This is a genomic window from Streptomyces sp. NK08204 (assembly GCF_020400585.1).
Classification (GTDB): Bacteria; Actinomycetota; Actinomycetes; order Streptomycetales; family Streptomycetaceae; genus Streptomyces.
Genome location: NZ_JAINVF010000002.1, coordinates 299,838 through 321,591, shown reverse-complemented (window position 1 = coordinate 321,591; position 21,754 = coordinate 299,838). Strand labels below are relative to the sequence as shown.

The window sequence follows — 21,754 nt, the reverse complement described above, 5'->3', positions numbered from 1 at the left end:
GACGAAGTTAAGGAACGATCGTTCTTGACTGACCATTCCTGAACTCTGTACGGTCCTTCCATGGGACGACCGAGGGCATTCGATGAGGCTGACGTGATCCGGTCGGCGGCGAGACTCTTCTCGACCCGGACCTACGACGGCACATCCGTCGACGACCTGGTGTCACACCTCGGTGTGCACCGCAACAGCCTGTACAAGACATTCGGCAGCAAACGCGGGCTCTACCTGGCCGCGCTGAAGTGGTCCGTGGACCACGAGGTGGCCGGCCTGGTGGAGCGTGTCACCGCAGCGGGCGGCCACGCGGAAGGGACGCACGAGGTCCTCGCCGACGCGGTCACCGGAACGGCACTCGATCTGGTCCTGCTGGCCGCGGTCGAGCGCGCACCCGTGGACGCCGAGGTGGCCCGACTGGTCGGCGAGGCGTTCACCGCGCTGGACCAGGCGGCCGGGAACGGTGACGCCGACGCCGTTCCCGCGGCGGCCACCGCACTGCTCATCGGGCTGCGCGCACGGGCCAGGTCCGGCACGACCGACGCGGGCACCACCCGGGCCGGCGCCGCCCTGGCCCAGCGTCTCGGCCGACCCTGACACTCTCACAGCGAAGGAAACACCATGGCACACGTCAGCATCGACGACGGCAACCTGATCGTGGAGATCGAGGGGCTGGACAGACTCTGGGCGCTCAAGAGCCGCCTGACGATCCCTCTGGCCCACGTGCGGGGTGCCACGGCTGATCCCGGGATCGTCAGGGAGCCCAAGGGACTCCGGTCCCTGGGCACCTATGTCCCGGGCGTCATCACCGCCGGCACCTTCCACGTCGATGGCGAACGGGTCTTCTGGGACGTTCAAGACCCGGCCAAGGCAGTGGTCATCCAGTTGTCCGACGAGCGATACGCCCGCCTCGTGGTCCAGGTCCCCGATCCCCGCGCGACGGTGGCGCTCGTGGAAGACGCCCTGCCCCACTGATCCCGCACCGGCGGCCGAGCCCGTCGCCGCCGCGCTGTCGGTCCCACGGCCTCCACGGCCTCCATGGCTCCCACGGCCCGCACGGTGCCTGCGACGGGTCGACCCGCTACCGATGGTGCGGGGGGTGGGGCGGCGGCGGGATGGTGTGCGTGCCGGGTGCGGTCTCCGGCCAGATGAGCAGGACGGGGCAGGGGGCGTGGTCGACGATGAAGCGGCTGGCGGGGCCTAGGCTGCGTGGCCCGAGGTGGGAGCGGTCGCCGTCGCGGGCGAGGATGAGCAGGTCGGCGCCTTCCGCGGCGGCCACGACTTCCCGCTCGATGCGGCCGTGCCGCTCGACGCGGGTGCAGGGGCGTCCCAGCCTCTCGGCCGCGGCGTCCAGGAGGTGTTCGCCGGCCGCGGCGGCGAGGCGTTCCACGACCGTGCCGGGGTCGCGGTCGGGGCGTGCCCGGCCCAGCAGTCCGGCGTAGGCACCGTGGGCAGCGCCGGGTACGTCGGGTCCGGCGACATGGAGCAGCACGATGTCGGTGCCCTCGGGGGCGTGGGTGCGGGCGGCGTCGACGCAGGCGGCCCAGGTTCCTTCGACGATCCAGGCGATGACGGTCACGGGTTCAGCCTCCGATCACGTGGAGCGAGGTCCACAGTGCCACCACGGCGAGCAGCAAGGCGGCGGGCACGGCGAGAGCCCCGAGCCGGGTGAACTCGCCCAGGTCCACGTCACTGTCGTGTTCCCGCACGATACGCCGCCACAGCAGGGTGGCCAGGGATCCGGCGTAGGTGAGGTTGGGGCCGATGTTCACCCCGAGCAGCACCGCCAGGACGGCGCCGGGCCCGACGGGGGCGGTCAGCGGCAGGAGGACCAGCACGGCGGGCAGGTTGTTGATGATGTTGGCCAGTACGGCGGCCAGGGCCGCGATGCCCAGCAGTGCGGGCAGGCCGGTGCCGTCGGGCAGGATGTGCCCGAGCGCGTCGGCGAGGCCGTTGTCGACGACCGCACGGACCACGATGCCCATGGCCAGGACGAACGCGCAGAACGGCAGCGCCGCGGCTCGCACGATCGCCCTGGGGGTGGTGCGGCGCTGGGCAAGGGCACGTCCGGCCAGCACGGCCGCGCCCGCGGCTGCCGCCCACGCCGGGTTGATCCCGAGCGCGGAGGTCACCACGAAACCGGCCAGGGTGCAGGCCACCGTGGCCAGGGCGAATGCCGGTACCTCGCGCGGCTCGGGTGAGGGGGGTGCCTGAGCCCCGGCGTCCAGGTCGGTGGCGAAGAACCGGCGGATCACCAGGTACTCGGCACCGATGGCCACCAGCCAGGGCAGCGCCATCAGGGCGGCGAAGCGGGTGAAGCTCAGTCCGCTGGCGGCGAATGCCAGCAGGTTGGTGAGGTTGGAGACCGGCAGCAGCAGCGACGCGGTGTTCGACAGGTGGGTGCAGGCGTACACATGTGGTTTGGCGCGGGCGCCGAGCCGGGCGGTGGTGGCGAACACCACCGGCGTCAGCAGGACCACCGTGGCGTCCAGGCTCAGCACCGCCGTGATCAGCGAGGCGACCGCGAACACCAGGACCAGCAACCGGTGCGAGCTGCCCGCGGCCGTGCGGGCCATCCAGGTGCCGCAGGCGTGGAACAGGCCCTCGTCGTCGCACAGCTGGGCCAGGACCAGGACGGCGGCGAGGAAGCCGACGACCGGTCCCAGCCGGGCGGCCTCGTCCGCCGTGTGGTGCAGGGAGATCGCGCCGACGGCGATGACCACTCCGGCGGCGGGGACCGCGACGGCGGCCTCCGGCCAGCCCCAGGGGCGGATCACCGCGCAGACAAGGACTGCCACGAGGAGGGTGGCGGAGAGTGTCTCCGCGAGCGGGGCATTCAGGGCCGGTGCCTTCCTGAGCGGGAGTGGAGACCCAAGTCTGCATCGCCGTTGTCCGCTCTCCGTGCAGACAGACCCGCGTTCCGCGTACGGCGCAGCGGTCTGGCTCCTCGTGGAGCAGCGGACCCGACACGGAAAACCGGCCGAGGGTGCATGTTTCCGTCCGCTCGTGCCACACCCACCGGCCGACGACGACAGCTGACGCCGCTACGGCACAGCCACGAACGGCCTCGTGGCCGGCCGGCTGCGAACGCACCCCCCACATCGCCCTGCTGGGGAACGCCTGGACGGTGGTCGACGGGCGGCCGGTGGTGTCGCGAGTGGGCGGGATGCCGAGCGGCGCAGGCGCCTAGGCGGAGCCGGTGCGCTGCATGTCTGCCTGCCTCACACGGGTCGGCGCGCCGGCCTGGGGCGAGCCGGCTGCGGCCACGAGCGCCTCGACGATCGCGTGGCCCGTATCCATCTCAGGATGCCATTGGACGCCCAGCGCGAAGCGGTGCCGGTTGCTCTCGATGGCCTCCACGGTGCCGTCCTCGGCACGGGCGGCCACGACGAGACCCGCCCCCGGCAGATCCACCGCCTGATGGTGGTGCGTGGGAACCGGCCGTGTCCCGGGCAGGAGCGCACCCAGGCGGGTGCCGGGCACCGTGGCGACCGTGTGCCGGCTGAAGAACCCCAGCCGTAGGTTGTGGGCCTGATGCCCGACTTTCTCGGGCAGGTGCTGGATGAGGGTGCCGCCCGCCTGGACGTTCATCAGCTGCATGCCCCTGCACACGCCGAGCACGGGCATGTCGCGTTCCAGGGCGGCGGTCAGTACGGCCCACTCCCACCGGTCGCGTTCGGGCACCGGTGCTCCCGTGCACGGATGCGGCTCGGCTCCGTACAGCCCGGGGTCCAGGTCCTCGCCGCCCGTCAGGACGACCGCGTCCAGGCGGGCCACGACATCGGGAGCGGCCTCGGGCGCGTCCGGAGGCAGAAGGAGAGCCCGGCCGCCTGCGGCCTGGACACTTCGCACGTAGGCGGCGGGCAGGACCGCGGCAGGCAGGTCCCACTCTCCCCATCGGGCTTCCGTGAGGTAGGTGGTGAGGCCGATGAGCGGTGTGCGCAACGTCCCCCCTTTCGAAGTTCGAAGGTCGATCGTCGGCCTGTGACTCCTTCCGGTGGCACAGCAGCGCACCGGGCGCGGCAAAGGCCGGCGCGCGGTACAGCAGGCGCACGGATGCGCCTGCTGTGCGGGGAAGGGGATCGGCCACGGCCAGGGCGGGAGGGAGTCACCACCCCGGCCGTTCGGCAAGAATCCTGGCGCCGTGCACCCTTAAGCACAAGAAATGATTTCTTCGCGGTAGATAAGCGAGGCTTAACTCCATGCAAACGCTCGACCCCCGGCTGCTCGCCACCCTCGAAGCCGTGGTGCGCCACGGGTCCTTCAGCGCCGCCGCGCGGGAGCTGGGCTACAGTGCACCCGCGGTGTCACAGCAGGTAGCGGAGCTGGAACGCCGCGCCGGGCTGCGGCTGCTGGAGCGTCGTCCGGTGCGGGTGACACCGGCCGGCCAGGTCCTCCTCGACGCCGAACAGGGCGTACGCTCGGCTCTGGCGGCGGCGTCCACCGAGCTCGACGCCATGCGCGCCGGCACCTCCGGGCGGATCCGGCTCGGCGCGTTCGCGTCCGCTGCCGGCGGCCTCGTCCCCAACGCACTGGCACAGTTGCACACCGCTTACCCGGACGTCCAGGTCAGTCTCTCGCAGCTGGAACCGGAGGCCAGCCACAACCGGGTCAAACGCGGGGACATGGACCTGGCACTGACCTACGACTACGACTTCATCCCCCTGCCACCGCCCCGGTCCCTGCGCCGCACTCTGGTGGCGCACGACCCGGTGATGGCGGTGCTGCCTGCCGGACACCCGCTGGCCGGCCGGCAGGTCATCGACCTGGCCGACCTGGCCTCGGAGACCTGGATCGCCGCTCCGGAAGCCGCCCTCCGGCTGGACCTCCTGGCCCAGATGGCCAAGACCTCGCGCTTCGAGGCGCGCCTGGAGTACGAGGGCGACGACTTCAACACCGTCCTGGGGTTCGTCGCCGCGGGTCTGTGCGTGGCGGTACTGCCCAGGATGGCCCTCCCCCGGAACATGACCGAGGTCGTCGCCCGGCCCTTGGCGAACCCGGAACTGAACCGATTCATCTACACCGTTCGTCTTGATACGCGGCACGCCCCGGAAGCGTTGCTGGTCCTGGAACGGATGCTCGCCGATCAGGCCCGGGCGCGGCCGGACGCGGGACACATCTGAGGGCCTGAACGCCAGGGGGTCCAGGCCCTCAGCTGTGTCGGCTACTTGTAGGGCAGGGTGCTCCCAGCCCGCCACCGGGTCCGTCGCGAAGTACCGGCAGGTCTCCACCCGGTCGCAGCTGCCGTCACCGGTGCTCCGCACCCTCACGGCTCTCTGTGAGAGCGCTCTCAAAACGGGGGAGGCCAGGGACAGCTTCCGCACCTGTCAACACTTCGCGCGGTTGGCGAACGCCTCCCCTCAGCCACGTACGTATCGCCTCTCGACCCCTACTCGGCAAGGGAATTGATGTTCCGTCACGCGGCCTGCGCGTGCGACACCGTCTGCACCGCCGCACAGCCATGAGAGCGCTCTCTTCCCACGCGCTCGCATCCGGTCACCGGGAAGCTACGCTGTTCCCGTCCCCGAGAGGAGCGTTCCTTGTCCGACCAGACCTCCGCGCGCCGCCCCACTCTGGAAGCCGTCGCCGAACGGGCCGGTGTCTCCCGGGCCACCGTCTCCCGGGTCGTCAACGGGGGCAGCGGGGTGCGCGAGGCTCTGGTGGAGAAGGTCCGCCGCGCCGTCGAGGAACTGGGGTACGTGCCGAACCAAGCGGCCCGCACCCTGGTCACCCGGCGCACCGGGGCGATCGCCGTCATCGCCGCGGAGCCGGAGACCAAGGTCTTCACCAACCCCTTCTTCGCCCAGCAGCTCCTCGGTATCAGCCGGGAGCTGGCCGGCAACGACCACCAGCTGGTCCTGCTGCTGACGGAGGGGGCGGCCGACTACGACAGGGTGGGCCGCTACCTCGCCGGGGGTCACGTCGACGGCGCCGTGCTGTTCTCCCTGCACAACGAGGATCCCCTGCCGGACATCACGCGCCGACTGGGGATTCCGACCGTCTTCGGCGGCCGTCCCGGGTGGCCGGGAGCGGAATCGGACCGCAGCCTCTTGTACGTCGACTCGGACAACCGCGGTGGCGCTCGCGAGGCCGTGCGCCATCTCATCTCGCTGGGACGCGGCCACATCGCGACCATCACCGGGCCGATGGACCAGACGGCCTCCGTCGACCGGCTCGACGGCTACCACGACATGCTCATGGACGCCGACCCCCGGCTCATCGTCGAAGGCGACTTCACCGAGGCAGGCGGCGCACAGGCGATGGCCACGCTGCTGGACCGCGCCCCCGACCTGGACGCCGTCTTCGTCGCCTCCGACCTGATGGCCTCGGGTGCCCTGCGCGTCCTGCGGGAGCGCGGACGCCGAGTGCCGCAGGACGTGGCGGTCGTCGGCTTCGACGACATGGCCAACGTGGCCGAGCTGACCGACCCGCCGCTGACCACCGTCCGCCAGGACATCGAGGAGATGGGCCGGCTGATGGTACGGCTGCTGCTGCGCAGCCTCGACCGGCGGGCGGAGGGGGACAGCGCCGGCCGCCCGCCGTCCTCCCTGGTCATCCCGACCCGCCTGGTCCGACGCGCTACGGCGTGAGCAGGCCCTTCCAGGTCGTCTGACCGGCCTTCGCCACGGACAGGAGTCCACGTGGCGCAACTGGGTGGGCCGGGAAACCGCCGCACGAGCTGTCCGGCCCGCCCACCTGCGCGGGCTCTCAGCTGATGCGAGTTCCTGCGCCGCTGACACGGACGCGCGGGTCACCCGCGCGCAGCGTCACCGTGAGCTCGCCGGGGCGGCCCAGGTCCTCACCCTGGTGCAAGGTGAGAGCGGCTTCCTCGGGGACCAGGGCGAACTCACGGGCGTACGCGCCGAACGCGGCAGCAGCGGCGCCGGTTGCCGGGTCCTCGACGACGCCGCCGACGGGGAACGGGTCACGGACGTGGAACACGGTGGCCGACTCCCGCCACACCAACTGGACCGTGGTCAGGTCCAAGCGGTGCATCAGGGCTTCGAGGCGCGCGAAGTCGTATGCGAGATCCGCGAGGCGCTCGCGCGTCGCCGCCGCGAGAACGAGGTGGCGGGCGCCGGCGAACGCGATACGGGGCGGGAAGGCCGGGTCGAGATCGGCGGCGGGCCAGCCGAGCGCGGCGAGCGCCTCCCCGAGGTCGGCGTCGGCGATCTCCTCGATGTGCGGCTCGACACTGGTGAGTGTGGCCCTGAGCGTCCCGCCCGCCTCGGTCACCTCCACCGGCACGGTGCCGGCGCGCGTCGCGAACACCAGCTTCCCCGGGCCTGTCCGCTCGGCGAGCGCGACGGCGGTCGCGACGGTGGCGTGCCCGCAGAACGGCACCTCGGCCTTGGGGCTGAAGTAGCGGATGGTGTACGCCTGTCCCTCCTCGCCGCCGAGGCCCTCCGGGGGCGCGGACAGGAACGCGGACTCCGAGTATCCGAGGTCGGCGGCGATGGCCAGCATGTCGCTGTCGTCCAGGGCGGTGGCGTCCAGGACAACGCCGGCGGGGTTTCCGCCGTCGGGGGTGCTGGAGAAGGCGGTGTATCGCAGCACCTCGGGCCGCGGCGCATGAGTCGTCATGTCACGGCAACCGGGGCCGGCCCGCGGCTATTCCGTTCCGTAGGGGCAGCCGCACCGCAGGAGCCGCAGCAGCTTGCCGACGGCCTCTGAGGCCAAAGGGTCTTCACCCGACTGCCGTCCATCGAGCGGGCCGAACGGGGGAAGCGGGGATCTGTGCGTCGTCCTGCATCGCTCTTCTATGCAAAGTGCTCCCGACGTCCGACACTTGGGCGACAAGATCGAGGAGGGTTCTGTGACCTACCAGGGTGCCGGTGCTTCACCAGAAGAGACGAACTCACGCGGCAGGTCCGCCGGCTGGACGAGGGGGCGGGTCGTTGCCGTCGTGGTCGGGACAGTCCTGTCCCTTGTGGCCCTGACACTCGCCGGCCTGGGTGGCACTGCCATGGCCATGGCCACCCAGGACGACGGCTACATCGACGTGGGCACCGGCCGGTACGCGCACCGCACCGACACCTACGCCATGGCCACCGACAGCTGGAATCCCGACAAAGCGATGGCGGGCCTGCAGGAAGGCCTCCGGATCACCTTCAAGCCCGACAACAGTGCCGACACGGTGTTCATCGGCGTCACCGACGAGGCCAGGCTCCGCCAGTACCTGGACGGCGTCCAGTACACCACCATCCACGACTCGGACTCCAAGGGCGACCGCCAGACCGTGCACCCGGGCGGCGCGCCCAGGACGCTGCCGGATCAGGCCGACGTATGGATGGCCAAGGCCAGCGGAAAGGGTGCCCAGACACTGAAGTGGACCGTGCAGCCGGGCGAGGTGGCGGCGGTCGCCATGAAGCCCGACGGGTCGCGCAGGCTCGCCGGTCATGTGACCGTGGGCGTGAAGATCGCGGGGCTGCTCTGGATCGGCGCCGCGTTGCTGGTCGCCGGCCTGCTCATCCTGGTCGGATCGGTGCTGTGGCTGATCGTGCGGCCGATCCGCCGTGTGCGGGGGCGCACCGCCTGATCGCACTGGCCCAGATCAGCCTCTCAACTCACCTGGGCCGTGCGGTCCTTCTCATGTCACGGCCCGACCGGGTGCGATCACTGCCTCCTCAGCACTCCGACGCGAACCGCACGAACTGTCCCCAGCCTTCGCGGCCCACCGCGAAGGCCGGGCGGGTCAGGTCCTTGGAGTCCCTTACGTGGACGGCCTGTTCGGCGATCGCCACCTCCACGCAGTCGTCGCCCTCACTGCCGCTGTAGCTGGACTTGAACCAGGCGAGTTCCGTCGTACCGCTGCTCATAGCTCTCCTCGCAGTCGCTCCAGCAGGGCCCGGGATTCGTCGGGGCTCAGGGCCTGCGAGCGCAGTGTTTCATAGCGCTGGCAGAGTGCACTCACCTGTTTCGGGTCGGAGATCAGCCGCCCGTTCTTCTGGCCCTCGGAGTACCCGAGCCGCTGTCCCGCAGGAGTTTCCAGGATCCGCATCGGCCCATCCAGGCACGCGTGAAGCCCGGATTCCAACGGCACCACCTGAAGCGTCACATTCCGCGGAGCACTCCGCTCCAGGACATGGTCCAGCAGCTCACGCATCGCCTCCGCGCCCCCGAACCGCCGCCGGAACACGTGCTCCTCGACGATGAAGCTGAACGGCACGGTCGGCCGCTCCCGCATCATCTTCTGCCGTTCCATCCTGGCGGCGAGCTGCACTTCCATCTCCGCGTCGGTCCGCAGCGGGATCGTGCCCTCGAACACCGCCCGCGCATACGCCTGCGACTGCAGCAACCCCGGCACCAGCCGGCACTCGTACGTGCACAGGCTCACCGCTTCCCGCTCCAGCCGCGCCCACCGCCGGAACCACGCCGCGAGGCCCGCCTCCCCCCGGGTGAGATGGCGGGCGGCCTTCCGCAGCGCACCGGTGTTGCCGAGGGCTTGCTCCGCGCGCTCCACGAACGCCTCGTCCGGCATCCGGCGGCCCAACTCCACCGACTCCACGGTGTGTTTGGAGTACTGGACCAGGGCGGCCAGCTCGGCGCGGCTGAGCCCCGCGTGTTCGCGCAGGGCCTGGACGACCGCGCCGAACGTGCGCAGACTGTCCGACGGATGGGGCTCCCGCTCCCACTCCCCCGCCGGAGCCGCCCGGACGTCTGCGCCGGCATCTCCGGCTTCGCGCTCGGCCCCGGCCGCGTCCCCATCGACGTTGCCCATACGCCGCCCCTCTCTTCGTACCGCACCGCGACAGCCCCGTACGCCGCCCCGCCACTCACAACTCAGCGTGACGGAATCCCCGGCGTACTGTCCACCCCATGTGCCCGTACGCTCACTCCGCGTACGGGGTGCCACGCTCGCAACCACCGGCATCCGGCCGCCACGCTGGCCCCATGAACCAAGCGTCTCCCCAACTAAGCCCTCACACCTGCACATTCACGCAGCTGCTGTCCTCCACGCGGCGCGGCGCCCGGCTCGCCCGACTCCTCGGCGTCGCAGAGCTGCGGTCCTGGGGCGCTCCACAGAGCCTCACGGAGCGTGCCGAGATCGTCGTTGCGGAGCTTGCCGCCAACGCCGTCTTCCACGGCCGCGTGCCGGGCCGCTGTTTCCGGCTGACGCTCGTCTTCGCCCCGGGGGCCGGCCGCCTGCGCGTGGAGGTCAGCGACGCCCGCGGGGACGTCTACCCGTGGCCTCTTCCGGCGGGCGCCGAATCCGACCCGCTCCGCCCCGGCGGGCGCGGCCTGGCGCTCGTCGCCGCTCTGGCCGACCACTGGGACACCGTCCCCTACCCGCCCAGCGGCAAGACCGTCCGGGCCGAGCTCCGGACACCACCGGCCGGCGTGTGATCAGACCGCGCGGAGGGGGTTACGGCTCGGTGTCAGGCGTTCTCGTCGTGGATGCGTGCCCCCAGGTCCTCCGCCCACTCCAGCGCCCACGTCTTGAGCTCCTCGATCTGCCGGGAGGCGAGCCCGTACGCGGCGTAGTCCTCGTCCTCGTACCAGTCCGCGCCGGTGAGTCGGTCGCGGAGGTCCTCGAGACTGAACTCCTCGGGGGCGCGGCGGCGGCCGAGGGATTCGAGGTCGGCGGTGGAGCGGTGGCGGGAGGCCGCCCGGACGTCGATGAGGTCGCGGACGGTGCCGCGCTCGGCAAGTGCGCGGACCTTGGTACCGATCACGTCGTCGAGGGAGAGGACAGGGCCGTAGGGAGTCTGGGCAGGCGGGGCCCAGAACGCCTCCTTGAGGACGTCGACCTCTCACTCCTCGCCCGTGTCCGGGTCGGTGACGAGGAACCGACCGCTGAGCGGGTCGGTCTGGACGTGCGTGGTCCGCCAGCCGCGCGCGGCGAGGCCGGTGGTGAGAGAGGCGACGATCTCCTCCATCGGGGCAGGGTTCTCCGTGGCGACGTCGAGGTCGCGGCTGAAGCGTTCGACCAGGCCATGGGCCTGCACGGCGTATCCGCCGGTGAGGACCAGGGGATAGGGGGAGCCGAGGTCGAGGATGTCGGCGAGGAGACGCTCGTGGAGCGGGGTGAGTTTCACGCGGTGGTCGTGTCGGCCGGAGCGGTGCGGGTCAGTTCGGGGAAGGCGTCCTCCCAGACCTCGCGGACGTAGGGGCTCACCAGGCGGCGGAGAACGGGCCACTGCTCGGCCAGCAGCCGGTGGTGAAGGAATGCCGCCAGGTCCTCGCGCAGGCCCTCGGCAAGAACCGTCCGGTAGAGCGTCATGCGGGACTTCGGGCGGTCCAGACTGTAGCCCGTCCGCCCGGACCAGACGATGTGCAGCGGCAGCTCGACGGTGCCCTCGACGGGGCCGACCAGCTCCTGCAGGCGCTCGGGCAGCCGGCTGCGGTAGCGGTCCCTCAACACCTCGGCGCGGGGGGCGGTGGTCGTCGCGTCCATGCGTCCAGTATCGCCGGTAGGAGGCGGCGGCATGGCGGATTCCGGCTCCCGGCCTGCTCTGCCCCTGCGGGCGCGACCCGGCCGGGGGCCGTCGCCCGCTGGCCGACCACTGGGACACCGTCCCCTACCCGCCCAGCGGCAAGACGGTCCGCGCGGTGCTGACAGCACCGGTCGGCGAAGCGTGACCGGGGCGGGGAACGGAAGAAGTGGGCCGGGGCCCCGACGGCAACGTCGTCGTCGACCACCCGTCGCGTCTGGACGCGGATACCCCGCATACGGCCGGCCGCCCGCACGGTGAGGCGGGCGGCCGGCCGGGGGGTGCCGGGTCAGCCGGTGAGGACGGCCTCCGCGGCAGCGGTACCGCACACGCGGGCCGCGCCGTGGGTGGCGATGTGCAGGGCGCCGCGCGGCGGGGCCTGGGGCAGGCCCATTTCGACCACGATCGTGTCGGGGCGGGCGGCGAGCAGGGTGTCGAGGGCGGCGCGCATCCAGTCGTGGCGGTGTTCGTCGCGGACGACGGCGACGATCCGGCGGCCGTCCGCCGCCGCCAGGGCCGCGGCGCCCGCCCGGGCCCCGGTGAAGGAACCCGCGGTGGTGCCGGGCAGCAGTCGCTGCAGCTCGGCGGCCACGCCCCACGGGGTCTCGGCGCCGACGGCGATGTTGGGTGCCGGGTCGAACCGGGCGACGTACACCGGCCCGTCGACCGGCTCGGCGGCTGCGGTGCGGGTGACCCGCAGGGCGCGGCGGGCCGCCGTCAGGCCGATCTCCGGCTCGGGGGGCACCGTCCCGGTGGCGGTGCGGGCCGCGGCGGTCCAGGCGGCGAGGCCGCGCACCCGGGCGGCGGCGTCGGCCAGCCGTTCCTCGGGCAGATCGCCGGTGCGTACGGCGGTCACGAGCGCGTCCCGGAGCCCGAGGACCGTGGCCTCGTCGCACAGGCCGCCGCCCACGCAGATGGCATCGGCGCCGGCCGCGATCGCGAGGACCGCGCCGCGCTCCAGGCCGTAGGCGGCGGAGACGGCGCGCATCTCCATGCCGTCGGTGACGATCAGGCCCTGGTAGCCGAGTTCGCCGCGCAGCAGTTCGGTGAGCACCCGGCGGGAGAGGGTGCCGGGGCGGTCCGGGTCGAGGGCGGGTACGAGGATGTGCGCGCTCATGACCGCTCGGGTGCCGGCCTCGATGGCGGCACGGAAGGGGGCCAGTTCGCGGGCGTGCAGGGTGTCCGCGTCGACGTCGATGCGCGGGAGGGCGTGGTGGGAGTCGACGCCCGTGTCGCCGTGGCCCGGGAAGTGCTTGGTGCAGGCGGCGACGCCGGTGGACTGCAGGCCCTCGATCCAGGCGGCGGTGTGCCGGGCCACCAGCTCGGTGCCCGCGCCGAAGGAGCGGACCCCGATGACGGGGTTGTCGGGGTTGGCGTTGACGTCGGCGGAGGGCGCCCAGTCGAAGTTGACACCGCAGGCGGCGAGGCGCCGGCCCAGCTCGCGGGCCACGCCCCGGGTGAGGCCGGGGTCGTCGACGGCGCCGAGGGCGTGGCTGCCGGGGAAGGAGGAGCCGGTGCGCACCTCCAGGCGGGTGACGTCGCCGCTCTCCTCGTCGATGGCCACCAGCAGGTCCTCGCGTTCGGCGCGCAACTGGGCCGTCAGCGCGGTGACCTGCTCCTCGGTGACGACGTTCCGGCCGAACAGGGCGACGGAGGCGAGCCCTTCGCCGAGACGGCGGCGCACCCAGTCGGGGGCGGTGGTGCCGTCGAATCCCGGCTGCAGCACCGCGAGGGCGTCGCGGGTGAGGGTGTCGCCCGCGGCGGAGCCGCTGTCGGATGCGGTGGTGGCGAGTGTTGTCGGTGCTGTCATGGAGACGTCATCCCTTCACGGCGCCGTCGGTCAGACCGCTGACCGCCCTGCGTTGCAGGAAGATGAACAGGATCAGGATGGGCAGTGCGAACAGGGACGAGGCGGCCATCGTGGCGCCCCAGTCGTCGCCGAAGGCGGTCTGGAACTGGGAGAGCCACAGCGGCAGGGTCTGCTTCTCGATGTCCTTGTTGAGGATCAGGACGAGCGGGAACTCGTTCCAGGCGGTGATGAAGCCGAACAGCGAGGTGGCCATCAGGCCGGGCGCCAGCAGCGGGAAGATCACCTTGACGAAGGCCTGGGTGCGGGTGCACCCGTCGACCATCGCGGACTCCTCCAGTTCCTTCGGCACTGCGGCCACGTAGCCGCGCAGCGTCAGGATGGTCAGGGGCAGGACCATCATCGTGTAGAAGACGGTGAGCGGGACCAGGCTGTCGAGCATGTCGTTGTCGCGGACCAGCATGTAGATGGCGATGATCATGACTTCCCAGGGCGCCATCTGCGCCAGCATGAAGGTCACGATGAAGCCGCGCCGGCCCCGGAACCGCATCCGGGCCAGGGCAAAGGCGGCGAACAGGGCGATGACGAGGGACAGCAGCACCGAACAGACGGTGACGGTGACGGAGTTGGCGACCAGGGTCCAGAAGTGGTCGGCGTCGACCGCCTTCTTGAAGTGGCTGAGAGTGACGTCGGTGGGGAACCAGACGGGATTGTCGGTGACGATGTCGCCGGTGGGCTTGAAGGCCGTGGCGATCATCCAGTAGACGGGGAACGCGAAGCCGGCGAAGAGGACGACGGCGGTCGCGCCCGGCCAGATACGTCCGAAGAGTGAGCGCTTCACAGCTCGTCCTCCTCTTGCTTGAGCACCATGCGCAGGTAGTACGAGGTGATGACGAGCAGGACCAGGATGGTCAGGAACGAGATCGCCGCGCCGACGCCGAAGTGCTGGTTGCCGACGCCCTCGACGTAGGCGTAGACCGGCAGGGTCTCGGTGAGGCGGTCGGGGCCGCCCTCGTTCAGCGCGAAGACCTGCGGGAACGCCTTGAAGACCCAGATGACCTCGAGGAAGGTCGTGGCGTACAGGAAGGGCCGCAGGAAGGGCAGGGTCACCGAGGTGAAGCTCTTCCAGGCGCCTGCGCCGTCGAGCGAGGCGGCCTCGTACAGCTCCCTGGGGATCGTGGTGGTGGCCGCGTACAGGTTGATCGCCACGAAGGGGATCGACTGCCAGACGATCAGCAGGGTGATCACCGAGAAGGTGGAGAACTGGGTGGCGAGCCAGTTGTGGTCGGCCATGGAGTGCCAGCCGAGCCTGTCCAGTGCCCAGTTGACGACGCCGAAGCGCTGGGCGAACAGCCACTGGTAGACGGTGGTGGCCGCGATGACGGGCATGGCCCAGGCGAGGACGAGGCCCAGCAGGAGCAGCAGCCGCATCTTCTTGCCGAGGCGGGCCAGCAGCAGGCCGGTCAGGGTGCCGAGCAGCATGATCAGGACCACGTTGGCGGCGGTGAAGAACACCGAGCGCTCGACGACCTTCCAGAAGTCCGAACCGGTCAGGACCTCTTTGTAGTTGTCGACGCCGTTCCACTCGGTGAGGTGCTGGATGAGCTGGCGCGGGTTGAGGTTCTGCAGCGACAGCATGCCGTTCTTCACCAGCGGCCAGCCGAGCAGGATCAGGGTGGCCAGCAGCGCGGGCAGCAGGAGCAGGTAGGGGGCGGCGGGGCGGCGGCCGGCCGAGGCCCTGGACACGGCGTCCTCACCTCTTCCTGACGCCGGTACCCGGGTCTTGCGGACAGCGGGCGCCCCGGCCGTGTCCGTGCCTTCGGTCTGCACTGACATGAGTTGCCGTCTCTTCCGTGGCCGGGGGTGCCGTGGTCCGGCACCCCCGGCGCGGGTCATCAGTTCTGCTGGGCCAGGCGCTTGTTGATCTCGCCCTCGACCTGCTTCGCCGCGTCCGCCGGGGACTTACCGTTCAGGACAGCGGTCATGTAGGACTTGATCGGGTTCGGGGTGTTCTCCACCGCGGCCCACTCGGGGATCAGCGGGGTCGTGCCGCCGACCGCGGCGCCGGGGGCCGCGGCCTCGGCGGCGGCGTTGCCCTTGAGGCTGGTCTCCAGGGACTTCTTGTTCGGGACGTTGCCGCTGAGCTCGGCCAGTTCTCCCTCGAACCGGTCGGACAGGGCGATCTTCAGGAACTCCTCGGCGAGGGCCTGCTTCTCGCTGCCCTGGGCGACGGCGAGGTTGGAGCCGCCGAGGAAGACGCCCTCGGGCTTGTCGGCGGTGGCGCCCGGGATGGTGAAGTAGCCGAGGTCCTTCTCGATGGCCTTGTTGGCCTGGACGGCGGTGGCGGCCTCCCAGCCCATGCCGATGAACGCGCCGGTCTTCCCCTTGGCGAAGACCGTCGCCTGCTGCGGGGTGGCCTCGTCCTTGTCCTTCGGGGCCTTGGAGTAGGAGGCGTACTTCTTGTAGATCTCCATGGCCGCGGAGACCTTGGGGTCGGCGAGGTTGGAGACGTACCTGTCGCCGTCCTTCTTCACCAGGTCGGCGCCCTGGCCGACGGTCAGGCCGTCGAAGAAGTACCAGTTCTGGCCGGGCAGGTAGAGCGGCTCGGCGTCGGTCTTCTTGCCGATGGTGTCGAGGTCCTTGAAGAACTCGTCGCGGGTCTTCGGGGTGCCCTTGATGCCGGCCTTGGCCCAGATCTTCTTGTTGTAGATGACGACGCGGTTGGCGAAGTACCAGGGCGCGGCGTACTGCTTGCCCTCGTAGACGGAGGACCGGGAGACGGACGGCGTCCAGTCGGCGCCGATCTGCCGCTTGAGGTCGCCGAGTTCGGCGAGACCTCCGGTGGCCGCGTAGGCCGGGGTCTGGGTGTTGCCGATCTCGATGACGTCCGGCGGGTTGGACTCCGAGAGGGCGGTGGTGATCTTCTGCTGGATCCCGTCCCACTTCTGGATCTCGAACTTCAGCTTCGCGCCGGTCTTCTTCTCGAAGGCGGCCCGGACGTCCTTGGTCCACTGCGGCGGCGCCGAGCCGTCCATCGTCCAGACCGTCAGCGTCTGCCCCTTGAAGCTGTCCGGCCCCGCGTTCTTGCCGCTGTCGTTGCCCTTGTCGTCCCCGCCACACGCCGCGACGGAGACCATCATGCCTGCGATCACGATCGCGGCTGCGAGCTTGCGCTTCACGCCACCCTCCTCAAGGGATGCCACTGACCCCCCACGCCCTCGGCGGTTGACCTGCGCACGTCGCTGTTGCACGTAGGGCTCGGGACCTGGCCACTAATGGTGTAGACCAGTACGGTGGAGCTTGGCCTAGACCTTTTGGAGTGTCAAGGGTGGTTCCTCAAGCCGGTCCCGGCCGTTACGAGAAAGTCACCGGAGCGCGTTCGCCCCTTTTCGCCGACCCAGGAAGGCAGGCATGACCACCGACGTCAGCACCGCGCGCGTGCCGAAGTACTACCGGATCAAGCAGCAGCTCCTGCAGATCACCGAGGCGCTGCAGCCCGGCGCGGCCGTACCCGCGGAACGTCTGCTCGCGGTCCGCTTCGGCACCTCGCGCACCACCGTCCGGCAGGCGCTGCAGGAACTCGTCGGCGAAGGACGCCTGGACCGGATCCAGGGCAAGGGCACCTTCGTCTCCCAGCCCAAGCTGTACCGGACCCTCCAGCTGACCTCGCACACCGAGGACATGCGGGCCCAGGGCCTCACACCCGCCTCGCGGGTGCTGGACATCGGGGAGATCCCGGCCGGCCGGCGGCTGTCGGGCCTGCTCGGTATCGGCGTCGGCGAACGCGTCCTGCGCATCGAGCGGCTGCGGCTCGCCGGCGGCGCACCCATGGCCATCGAGACGACCCACCTGTCCGCGCGCCGCTTCCCCGGCCTGCGCCGCTCGCTGGCGACCTGCCCCTCGCTGTACACGGCCCTCGCCGAGGTGTACGGCGTCCGTCTCGCCGAGGCGGACGAGACCATCGAGACCTCGCTGGCGACCCCGCGCGAGGCCCAGTTCCTCGCCACCGACGTGGGGCTGCCGATGCTGCTGCTGTCCCGGCACTCACGGGACACCGAGGGCACGCCGGTGGAGTGGGTGCGCGCGGTCTACCGGGGCTCGCGCTACAAGTTCGTGGCCACGCTGCGCCGCCCCGCCCGGGACTGAAGCAGGCGGGCGGGCACGGGGCGCCTCCCGTCTCGCGGGGCAGGGGCCACCACCGGTACCGGCCGGCCGCAGCCGGGGGGGTGACCGTCGCTCCCTCGCCGACGCGTCGGATCAGACCGTCAGGGCAGCACGGCGAAGCCGTCGAGTTCCACCAGGGCCTGTTCGTCCCACAGTCGTACGACTTCCACGACCGCCATCGCCGGATAGTCGCGCCCCGCCAGCCGACGCCAGACGCCGCCCAGTTCACGGGCACAGTCGCGGTAGTCGGCGACGTCGGTGGCGTACACGGTGACGCGGGCGAGGTCGGCGGGTGTGCCGCCGGCCGCGCGCAGGGCGGCCAGCAGGTTGCGGAGCGCCCGCTCGAACTGCTCGGGCAGCGTGTCGCCGGTGATCTTGCCGTCGGCGTCGAGGGCGGTCTGGCCGGCCAGGAACACCAGCCGGGAGCCGGTCGCGACGACGGCGTGGGAGAAGCCGGTGGGCCGCGAGAGGGCGGGCGGGTTGACGCGCGACAGCTCGGGCGAATGGGCGCGCTCGGTGGTCACCTGGCCTCCCGGTCGGGTGTCGTGGCGTACGACGTGTACAACTCTTTGGCGATGATCCCCCGTTGGACCTCGCTCGCACCTTCGTAGATGCGCGGGGCACGCACCTCGCGGTAGAGGTGTTCGAGAAGGTGGCCGCGGCTCAGGGCGCGGGCGCCGTGCAGCTGGACGGCAGTGTCGACGACGTACTGCGCGGTCTCGGTGGCCAGCAGCTTGGCCATCGCCGCCCGCCCGGGGACCCCGGGCGCGCCGGTGTCGTAGGCGGTCGCCGCCGCGTACACCATCAGCCGGGCCGCCTCGGTACGCAGCGCCATCTCGGCGACCTGGTGGGAGACGGCCTGGAGGTCCATCAACGGGCCGCCGAACGCGTGCCGTTCGCGGGTGTGCGCGATCGTCGCCGTGAGCGCGGCCTGGGCCATGCCGACCGCGAAGGCGCCGACGCTGGGCCGGAAGAGGTTGAGGGTGCCCATGGCGACGGCGAAGCCGCGGTCGGCCTCGCCGAGCATGTCGTCGGCGGTGACCGGGACGGCGTCGAAGTCGAGGGCACCGATGGGGTGCGGGCAGAGCATCTCCAGCGCGCGGCCGGTGAGTCCGGGCCGGTCGGCGGGGACGAGGAAGGCGGTCACGCCGCGGGCGCCGGCACCGGGCGTGGTGCGCGCGAAGACGGTGTAGAAGTCGGCCTCGGGGGCGTTGGAGATCCACCGCTTGGCGCCGGTGAGCCGCCAGCCGCTGCCGTCCGGCTCGGCGGCGAGCGCCAGCGCGGCCGCGTCCGACCCGGCGTCCGGCTCGCTCAGCGCGAAGGCGGCGACGGCGCTGCCGTCGGCGACCCGGGGCAGCCAGCGCTCCCGCTGGGCGGCGCTGCCGTGGGCGTGCACCGGATGGGCGCCCAGGCCCTGCAGGGCGAGCGCCGTCTCGGCCTCGGTGCAGCCCTGCGCGAGGGACTCCCGCATCAGGCACAGGTCGAGCGCGCCCGAGGTGAACAGCCGGGCCAGCAGACCCAGTCGGCCGAGTCCGGCGAGCAGGGCCCGGTTGACGCGGCCCGGTTCTCCCTGGTCGGCGAGCGGGCGGAGCCGTTCTGCGGCCAGGGTGCGCAGTTCGGCACACCAGGCGCTCTGTTCCGGTTCCAGCGAGAATGCGGGCACTGTCGGCCATCCCTCCGGGGCGGGTCACCGTGACGCCTCCGCGTCACCCTCGAGGTTATCGCGCACAGTTGACTGCCGTCACCGACACGATACGCTCGAACGGCGAGCCCACCAGGACGCCCGTGCTCACCAGGACGCCCGTCTCGACGCTTGTCACGGCAAGGGGGCGAACCGCCATGCACGTCTCGGCCCACGTCGACACCTTCGCGCGCGACCACCTACCGCCGCCGGACGAGTGGCCCGAGCTGCGCTTCGACCTGCCGGACCTGCGGTACCCCGACCGGCTGAACTGCGCCGAGGAACTCCTCGGCCACGCCGACCCGGACCGCCCGGTCTTCCGCACCCCCGGCAGGGCGGTGTGGACGTACGGCGAGCTGCGCGGGCATGTCGACCGGCTGGCCCACGTCCTCACCGGCTCCCTGGGTGTCGTCCCCGGCAACCGGGTCCTGCTGCGCGGCCCCACCGGCCCGTGGCTGGCCGCCTGCTGGCTGGCCGTGCTGAAGGCGGGCGCGGTCGCGGTCACCGTGCTCGCCCAGCAACGCCCGCACGAACTGGCGACGATCTGCGAGATCGCCCAGGTGCGGCACGCGCTGTGCGACGTCCGGGTGGTGGACGACCTGGCGAAGGCTCAGGTCCCGGGGCTGCGCATCACGGCCTACGGCGGTGAGGCCCCGGACGACCTGCTGCGCCGCCCGGCACCCGGCACCCCCTTCGAAGCCGTCGACACCGCCGCCGACGACGTCGCGCTGATCGCGTTCACCTCCGGCACCACGGGGCACCCGAAAGGGTGCATGCACTTCCACCGGGATGTACTGGCGATAGCGGACACCTTCTCCAGACATGTGCTGCGCCCCCATAGGGACGACATCTTCGCCGGCAGTCCCCCGCTGGGTTTCACCTTCGGGCTCGGCGGCCTGGTGATCTTTCCGATGCGGGCCGGCGCCAGCGCCCTGCTCCTGGAACAGGCCGGTCCCCGGCACCTGCTGCCCGCGGTCGCCGAGCACCGCGTCTCGGTCCTGTTCACCGCGCCGACCGCCTACCGAGCGATGCTGGACGAGCTGGACGGGTACGACCTGTCGTCCCTGCGCCGCTGTGTGTCGGCGGGGGAGAACCTGCCCGCGGCCACCTGGCGGGCCTGGCACGAGCGCACGGGCCTGCGTGTCATCAACGGCATCGGCGCGACCGAGCTGCTGCACATCTTCATATCCGCCGCCGACGAACACATCAGGCCGGGCACCACAGGTGTGCCGGTGCCGGGCTGGCAGGCGCGGATCCAGGACGCGGACGGCGCGCCGGTGCCCGACGGGGAGCCCGGCCTGCTGGCCGTGCGCGGGCCGGTCGGCTGCCGCTACCTCGCCGACGCACGGCAGCGCGAGTACGTGCGGGGCGGCTGGAACGTCACCGGCGACACCTACGTCCGCGATGCCGACGGCTACTTCCGCTATGTGGCCCGCGCCGACGACATGATCATCTCGGCCGGGTACAACATCGCCGGACCGGAGGTGGAGGACGCGCTGCTGCGCCACCCGGACGTGGTCGAGACGGCGGTCGTCGGCCGCCCGGACGAGGCCCGCGGTCAGGTGGCCGTGGCCTACACGGTGCTCCGGGACGGCGCCCGGCGCGACCCGGCGGCGCTGCGCGCCTTCCTCAAGGGCGAGCTGGCGCCCTACAAATGCCCGCGCGAGTTCGTCTTCCTCGACGCGCTCCCGCGCACCGCCACCGGCAAGCTCCAGCGTTTCCGGCTGCGCAGCGATGTGACCGGCAGTGATACCGACGACTTAAAATGATCAACGTGTCCGAGCAGCACGCCCCCAGGTCCCTCATCGTCACGCTCTACGGCGCGTACGGCCGCTTCATGCCCGGCCCGGTACCCGTCGCCGAGCTGATCCGGCTCCTGGCCGCGGCCGGCGTGGACGCGCCGTCCGTCCGCTCCTCGGTGTCCCGGCTCAAACGGCGCGGCCTGCTGCTGCCGGCCCGCACCGACAGCGGCGCCGCAGGGTACGAACTGTCGCCGGAGGCGCTGCAGTTGCTGGAGGACGGCGACCGGCGCATCTACGCCGCGGCGCCGTGCGAGGACGCGGGGTGGGTGCTCGCGGTCTTCTCCGTGCCCGAGTCGGAGCGGCAGAAGCGGCATGTGCTGCGCTCCCGGCTGGCGGGCCTGGGCTTCGGCACGGCGGCCCCAGGGGTGTGGATCGCCCCGGCACGACTGTACGAGGAGACCCGGCACACCCTGTGCCGGCTGCGTCTCGACCCGTACGTGGACTTCTTCCGCGGCGAGCATCTGGGCTTCGCCCCCACCGCCGAGGCGGTCGCCCGCTGGTGGGACCTCGCCGCGATCGCCAAGGAACACGAGGACTTCCTCGACGCCCATGAGCCCGTCCTGGACTCCTGGCAGCACCGGGAGGACACCCCGGCCGAGGAGGCCTACCGCGACTACCTCCTCGCGCTGGACTCCTGGCGCCACCTTCCCTACACCGACCCCGGCCTGCCCACCGCCCTGCTGCCCGCCGACTGGCCCGGAGTCCGCTCGGCGGAGGTGTTCCGGGCGCTGCACGAGCGGCTGCGGGACGCGGGGGCGCGGTTCGCCGGGGTGTGAGGGGTCGGCCCTTCACCGGCAGCGCAGCAGGATCGCCGCGCCGTGCCCGTCACCCGCGCGGGTCACGGCGGGCAGCCGTCGTCCGGACGACCGGAGCG

The 21,754-nt window shown here is 71.7% G+C and carries 22 protein-coding genes and 1 pseudogene; 9 read left to right on the top strand and 14 right to left on the bottom strand.

Translation table 11 applies throughout. The features are described from left to right. The first annotated feature begins 60 nt into the window (after positions 1–60). Both K7G59_RS04570 and K7G59_RS04565 read left to right on the top strand, forming a co-directional pair. On the top strand, positions 61–588 hold the full coding sequence (locus K7G59_RS04570) for a TetR/AcrR family transcriptional regulator (protein ID WP_225830513.1): 528 nt from the start codon (positions 61–63) through the stop codon (positions 586–588). Between the two features lie 24 nt (positions 589–612). Continuing rightward, positions 613–966, top strand: a complete 354-nt coding sequence (locus K7G59_RS04565) for a hypothetical protein (RefSeq protein WP_225830512.1) — start codon at positions 613–615, stop codon at positions 964–966. Positions 967–1,072: 106 nt separating this feature from the next. Here the strand turns inward: K7G59_RS04565 and K7G59_RS04560 are convergent, their stop codons facing one another. The 3 genes from K7G59_RS04560 to K7G59_RS04550 all read right to left on the bottom strand — a co-directional run bounded on the left by K7G59_RS04560 (position 1,073) and on the right by K7G59_RS04550 (position 3,936). After that, the gene (locus tag K7G59_RS04560) at positions 1,073–1,570 is read right to left on the bottom strand and encodes a universal stress protein (RefSeq protein ID WP_225830511.1); all 498 of its coding nucleotides are present in this window, start codon (positions 1,568–1,570) and stop codon (positions 1,073–1,075) included. A gap of 4 nt (positions 1,571–1,574) precedes the next feature. Then, a complete protein-coding gene (locus tag K7G59_RS04555; protein WP_225830749.1) occupies positions 1,575–2,831 on the bottom strand; it encodes an SLC13 family permease in 1,257 nt (418 codons plus the stop codon). Between the two features lie 346 nt (positions 2,832–3,177). After that, positions 3,178–3,936 carry a gamma-glutamyl-gamma-aminobutyrate hydrolase family protein gene (locus tag K7G59_RS04550; protein WP_225830510.1) on the bottom strand — a complete coding sequence of 253 codons (759 nt, stop codon included), beginning with the start codon at positions 3,934–3,936 and terminating at the stop codon, positions 3,178–3,180. A 257-nt stretch (positions 3,937–4,193) separates the two neighbouring features. Between K7G59_RS04550 and K7G59_RS04545 the strand changes: the two genes are divergently transcribed. Further along, a complete protein-coding gene (locus tag K7G59_RS04545; protein WP_225830509.1) occupies positions 4,194–5,114 on the top strand; it encodes a LysR family transcriptional regulator in 921 nt (306 codons plus the stop codon). 417 nt (positions 5,115–5,531) lie between these two features. Continuing rightward, entirely contained in the window at positions 5,532–6,581 is a 1,050-nt protein-coding gene (locus K7G59_RS04540) for a LacI family DNA-binding transcriptional regulator (RefSeq protein ID WP_225830508.1), read from the top strand. Between the two features lie 118 nt (positions 6,582–6,699). Here K7G59_RS04540 and K7G59_RS04535 read toward each other — a convergent pair whose 3' ends face one another. Next, a complete protein-coding gene (locus K7G59_RS04535) occupies positions 6,700–7,575 on the bottom strand; it encodes a PhzF family phenazine biosynthesis protein (protein WP_225830507.1) in 876 nt (291 codons plus the stop codon). A gap of 382 nt (positions 7,576–7,957) precedes the next feature. Between K7G59_RS04535 and K7G59_RS04530 the strand changes: the two genes are divergently transcribed. After that, positions 7,958–8,530 carry a hypothetical protein gene (locus K7G59_RS04530; protein WP_225830506.1) on the top strand — a complete coding sequence of 191 codons (573 nt, stop codon included), beginning with the start codon at positions 7,958–7,960 and terminating at the stop codon, positions 8,528–8,530. A gap of 88 nt (positions 8,531–8,618) precedes the next feature. Here the strand turns inward: K7G59_RS04530 and K7G59_RS04525 are convergent, their stop codons facing one another. Together K7G59_RS04525 and K7G59_RS04520 are read right to left on the bottom strand one after the other, a co-directional pair. Next, positions 8,619–8,810 carry a DUF397 domain-containing protein gene (locus K7G59_RS04525; protein WP_225830505.1) on the bottom strand — a complete coding sequence of 64 codons (192 nt, stop codon included), beginning with the start codon at positions 8,808–8,810 and terminating at the stop codon, positions 8,619–8,621. Continuing rightward, the gene (locus K7G59_RS04520) at positions 8,807–9,712 is read right to left on the bottom strand and encodes a helix-turn-helix transcriptional regulator (RefSeq protein ID WP_225830504.1); all 906 of its coding nucleotides are present in this window, start codon (positions 9,710–9,712) and stop codon (positions 8,807–8,809) included. The genes K7G59_RS04525 and K7G59_RS04520 overlap by 4 nt, the downstream gene beginning before the upstream one ends. Before the next feature lie 173 nt (positions 9,713–9,885). Between K7G59_RS04520 and K7G59_RS04515 the strand changes: the two genes are divergently transcribed. Then, entirely contained in the window at positions 9,886–10,338 is a 453-nt protein-coding gene (locus K7G59_RS04515) for an ATP-binding protein (RefSeq protein WP_225830503.1), read from the top strand. Between the two features lie 32 nt (positions 10,339–10,370). Here the strand turns inward: K7G59_RS04515 and K7G59_RS04510 are convergent. From K7G59_RS04510 to K7G59_RS04485, 6 genes and pseudogenes are all read right to left on the bottom strand, one after another. Beyond that, positions 10,371–11,030, bottom strand: a pseudogene (locus K7G59_RS04510) (nucleotidyl transferase AbiEii/AbiGii toxin family protein). Further along, positions 11,027–11,389 carry a hypothetical protein gene (locus K7G59_RS04505; protein ID WP_225830502.1) on the bottom strand — a complete coding sequence of 121 codons (363 nt, stop codon included), beginning with the start codon at positions 11,387–11,389 and terminating at the stop codon, positions 11,027–11,029. Before K7G59_RS04505 ends, K7G59_RS04510 begins: the two are co-directional and overlap by 4 nt. Positions 11,390–11,715: 326 nt before the next feature. Further along, on the bottom strand, positions 11,716–13,236 hold the full coding sequence (locus K7G59_RS04500; RefSeq protein ID WP_225830501.1) for a glycoside hydrolase family 3 protein: 1,521 nt from the start codon (positions 13,234–13,236) through the stop codon (positions 11,716–11,718). Between the two features lie 7 nt (positions 13,237–13,243). Beyond that, positions 13,244–14,074 (bottom strand): carbohydrate ABC transporter permease, encoded by an 831-nt coding sequence (locus tag K7G59_RS04495; protein ID WP_225830500.1) that lies wholly within the window; start codon positions 14,072–14,074, stop codon positions 13,244–13,246. After that, on the bottom strand, positions 14,071–15,069 hold the full coding sequence (locus K7G59_RS04490; protein ID WP_225830499.1) for a carbohydrate ABC transporter permease: 999 nt from the start codon (positions 15,067–15,069) through the stop codon (positions 14,071–14,073). Before K7G59_RS04490 ends, K7G59_RS04495 begins: the two co-directional genes overlap by 4 nt. 59 nt (positions 15,070–15,128) lie before the next feature. Further along, on the bottom strand, positions 15,129–16,412 hold the full coding sequence (locus K7G59_RS04485; RefSeq protein ID WP_225830498.1) for an extracellular solute-binding protein: 1,284 nt from the start codon (positions 16,410–16,412) through the stop codon (positions 15,129–15,131). Between the two features lie 232 nt (positions 16,413–16,644). Here K7G59_RS04485 and K7G59_RS04480 point away from each other — a divergent pair, with 232 nt between their 5' ends. Continuing rightward, positions 16,645–17,379, top strand: coding sequence for a GntR family transcriptional regulator (locus tag K7G59_RS04480; RefSeq protein ID WP_225830497.1), 735 nt, complete (start codon positions 16,645–16,647; stop codon positions 17,377–17,379). Between the two features lie 119 nt (positions 17,380–17,498). Here the strand turns inward: K7G59_RS04480 and K7G59_RS04475 are convergent, their stop codons facing one another. Both K7G59_RS04475 and K7G59_RS04470 read right to left on the bottom strand, forming a co-directional pair. Next, a complete protein-coding gene (locus K7G59_RS04475; protein WP_225830496.1) occupies positions 17,499–17,921 on the bottom strand; it encodes a RidA family protein in 423 nt (140 codons plus the stop codon). Further along, positions 17,918–19,060, bottom strand: coding sequence for an acyl-CoA dehydrogenase family protein (locus K7G59_RS04470; protein WP_225830495.1), 1,143 nt, complete (start codon positions 19,058–19,060; stop codon positions 17,918–17,920). The genes K7G59_RS04475 and K7G59_RS04470 overlap by 4 nt, the downstream gene beginning before the upstream one ends. A 176-nt stretch (positions 19,061–19,236) precedes the next feature. Here K7G59_RS04470 and K7G59_RS04465 point away from each other — a divergent pair, with 176 nt between their 5' ends. Both K7G59_RS04465 and K7G59_RS04460 read left to right on the top strand, forming a co-directional pair. Continuing rightward, on the top strand, positions 19,237–20,847 hold the full coding sequence (locus K7G59_RS04465) for an AMP-binding protein (protein WP_225830494.1): 1,611 nt from the start codon (positions 19,237–19,239) through the stop codon (positions 20,845–20,847). Then, positions 20,844–21,656: a PaaX family transcriptional regulator C-terminal domain-containing protein gene (locus K7G59_RS04460; RefSeq protein ID WP_225830493.1), complete on the top strand. Its 813-nt coding sequence runs from the start codon at positions 20,844–20,846 to the stop codon at positions 21,654–21,656. The genes K7G59_RS04465 and K7G59_RS04460 overlap by 4 nt, the downstream gene beginning before the upstream one ends. Positions 21,657–21,754 lie beyond the last annotated feature (98 nt).

Excerpts from the sequence above, each read along its gene's own strand:
- K7G59_RS04570 (WP_225830513.1), top strand. The coding sequence starts at position 61 with ATGGGACGACCGAGGGCATTCGATGAGGCTGACGTGATCCGGTCGGCG.
- K7G59_RS04565 (WP_225830512.1), top strand. The coding sequence starts at position 613 with ATGGCACACGTCAGCATCGACGACGGCAACCTGATCGTGGAGATCGAG.
- K7G59_RS04545 (WP_225830509.1), top strand. The coding sequence starts at position 4,194 with ATGCAAACGCTCGACCCCCGGCTGCTCGCCACCCTCGAAGCCGTGGTG.
- K7G59_RS04535 (WP_225830507.1), bottom strand. The coding sequence starts at position 7,575 with ATGACGACTCATGCGCCGCGGCCCGAGGTGCTGCGATACACCGCCTTC.
- K7G59_RS04530 (WP_225830506.1), top strand. The coding sequence starts at position 7,958 with ATGGCCATGGCCACCCAGGACGACGGCTACATCGACGTGGGCACCGGC.
- K7G59_RS04525 (WP_225830505.1), bottom strand. The coding sequence starts at position 8,810 with ATGAGCAGCGGTACGACGGAACTCGCCTGGTTCAAGTCCAGCTACAGC.
- K7G59_RS04520 (WP_225830504.1), bottom strand. The coding sequence starts at position 9,712 with ATGGGCAACGTCGATGGGGACGCGGCCGGGGCCGAGCGCGAAGCCGGA.
- K7G59_RS04515 (WP_225830503.1), top strand. The coding sequence starts at position 9,886 with ATGAACCAAGCGTCTCCCCAACTAAGCCCTCACACCTGCACATTCACG.
- K7G59_RS04505 (WP_225830502.1), bottom strand. The coding sequence starts at position 11,389 with ATGGACGCGACGACCACCGCCCCCCGCGCCGAGGTGTTGAGGGACCGC.
- K7G59_RS04500 (WP_225830501.1), bottom strand. The coding sequence starts at position 13,236 with ATGACAGCACCGACAACACTCGCCACCACCGCATCCGACAGCGGCTCC.
- K7G59_RS04490 (WP_225830499.1), bottom strand. The coding sequence starts at position 15,069 with ATGTCAGTGCAGACCGAAGGCACGGACACGGCCGGGGCGCCCGCTGTC.
- K7G59_RS04480 (WP_225830497.1), top strand. The coding sequence starts at position 16,645 with ATGACCACCGACGTCAGCACCGCGCGCGTGCCGAAGTACTACCGGATC.
- K7G59_RS04465 (WP_225830494.1), top strand. The coding sequence starts at position 19,237 with ATGCACGTCTCGGCCCACGTCGACACCTTCGCGCGCGACCACCTACCG.
- K7G59_RS04460 (WP_225830493.1), top strand. The coding sequence starts at position 20,844 with ATGATCAACGTGTCCGAGCAGCACGCCCCCAGGTCCCTCATCGTCACG.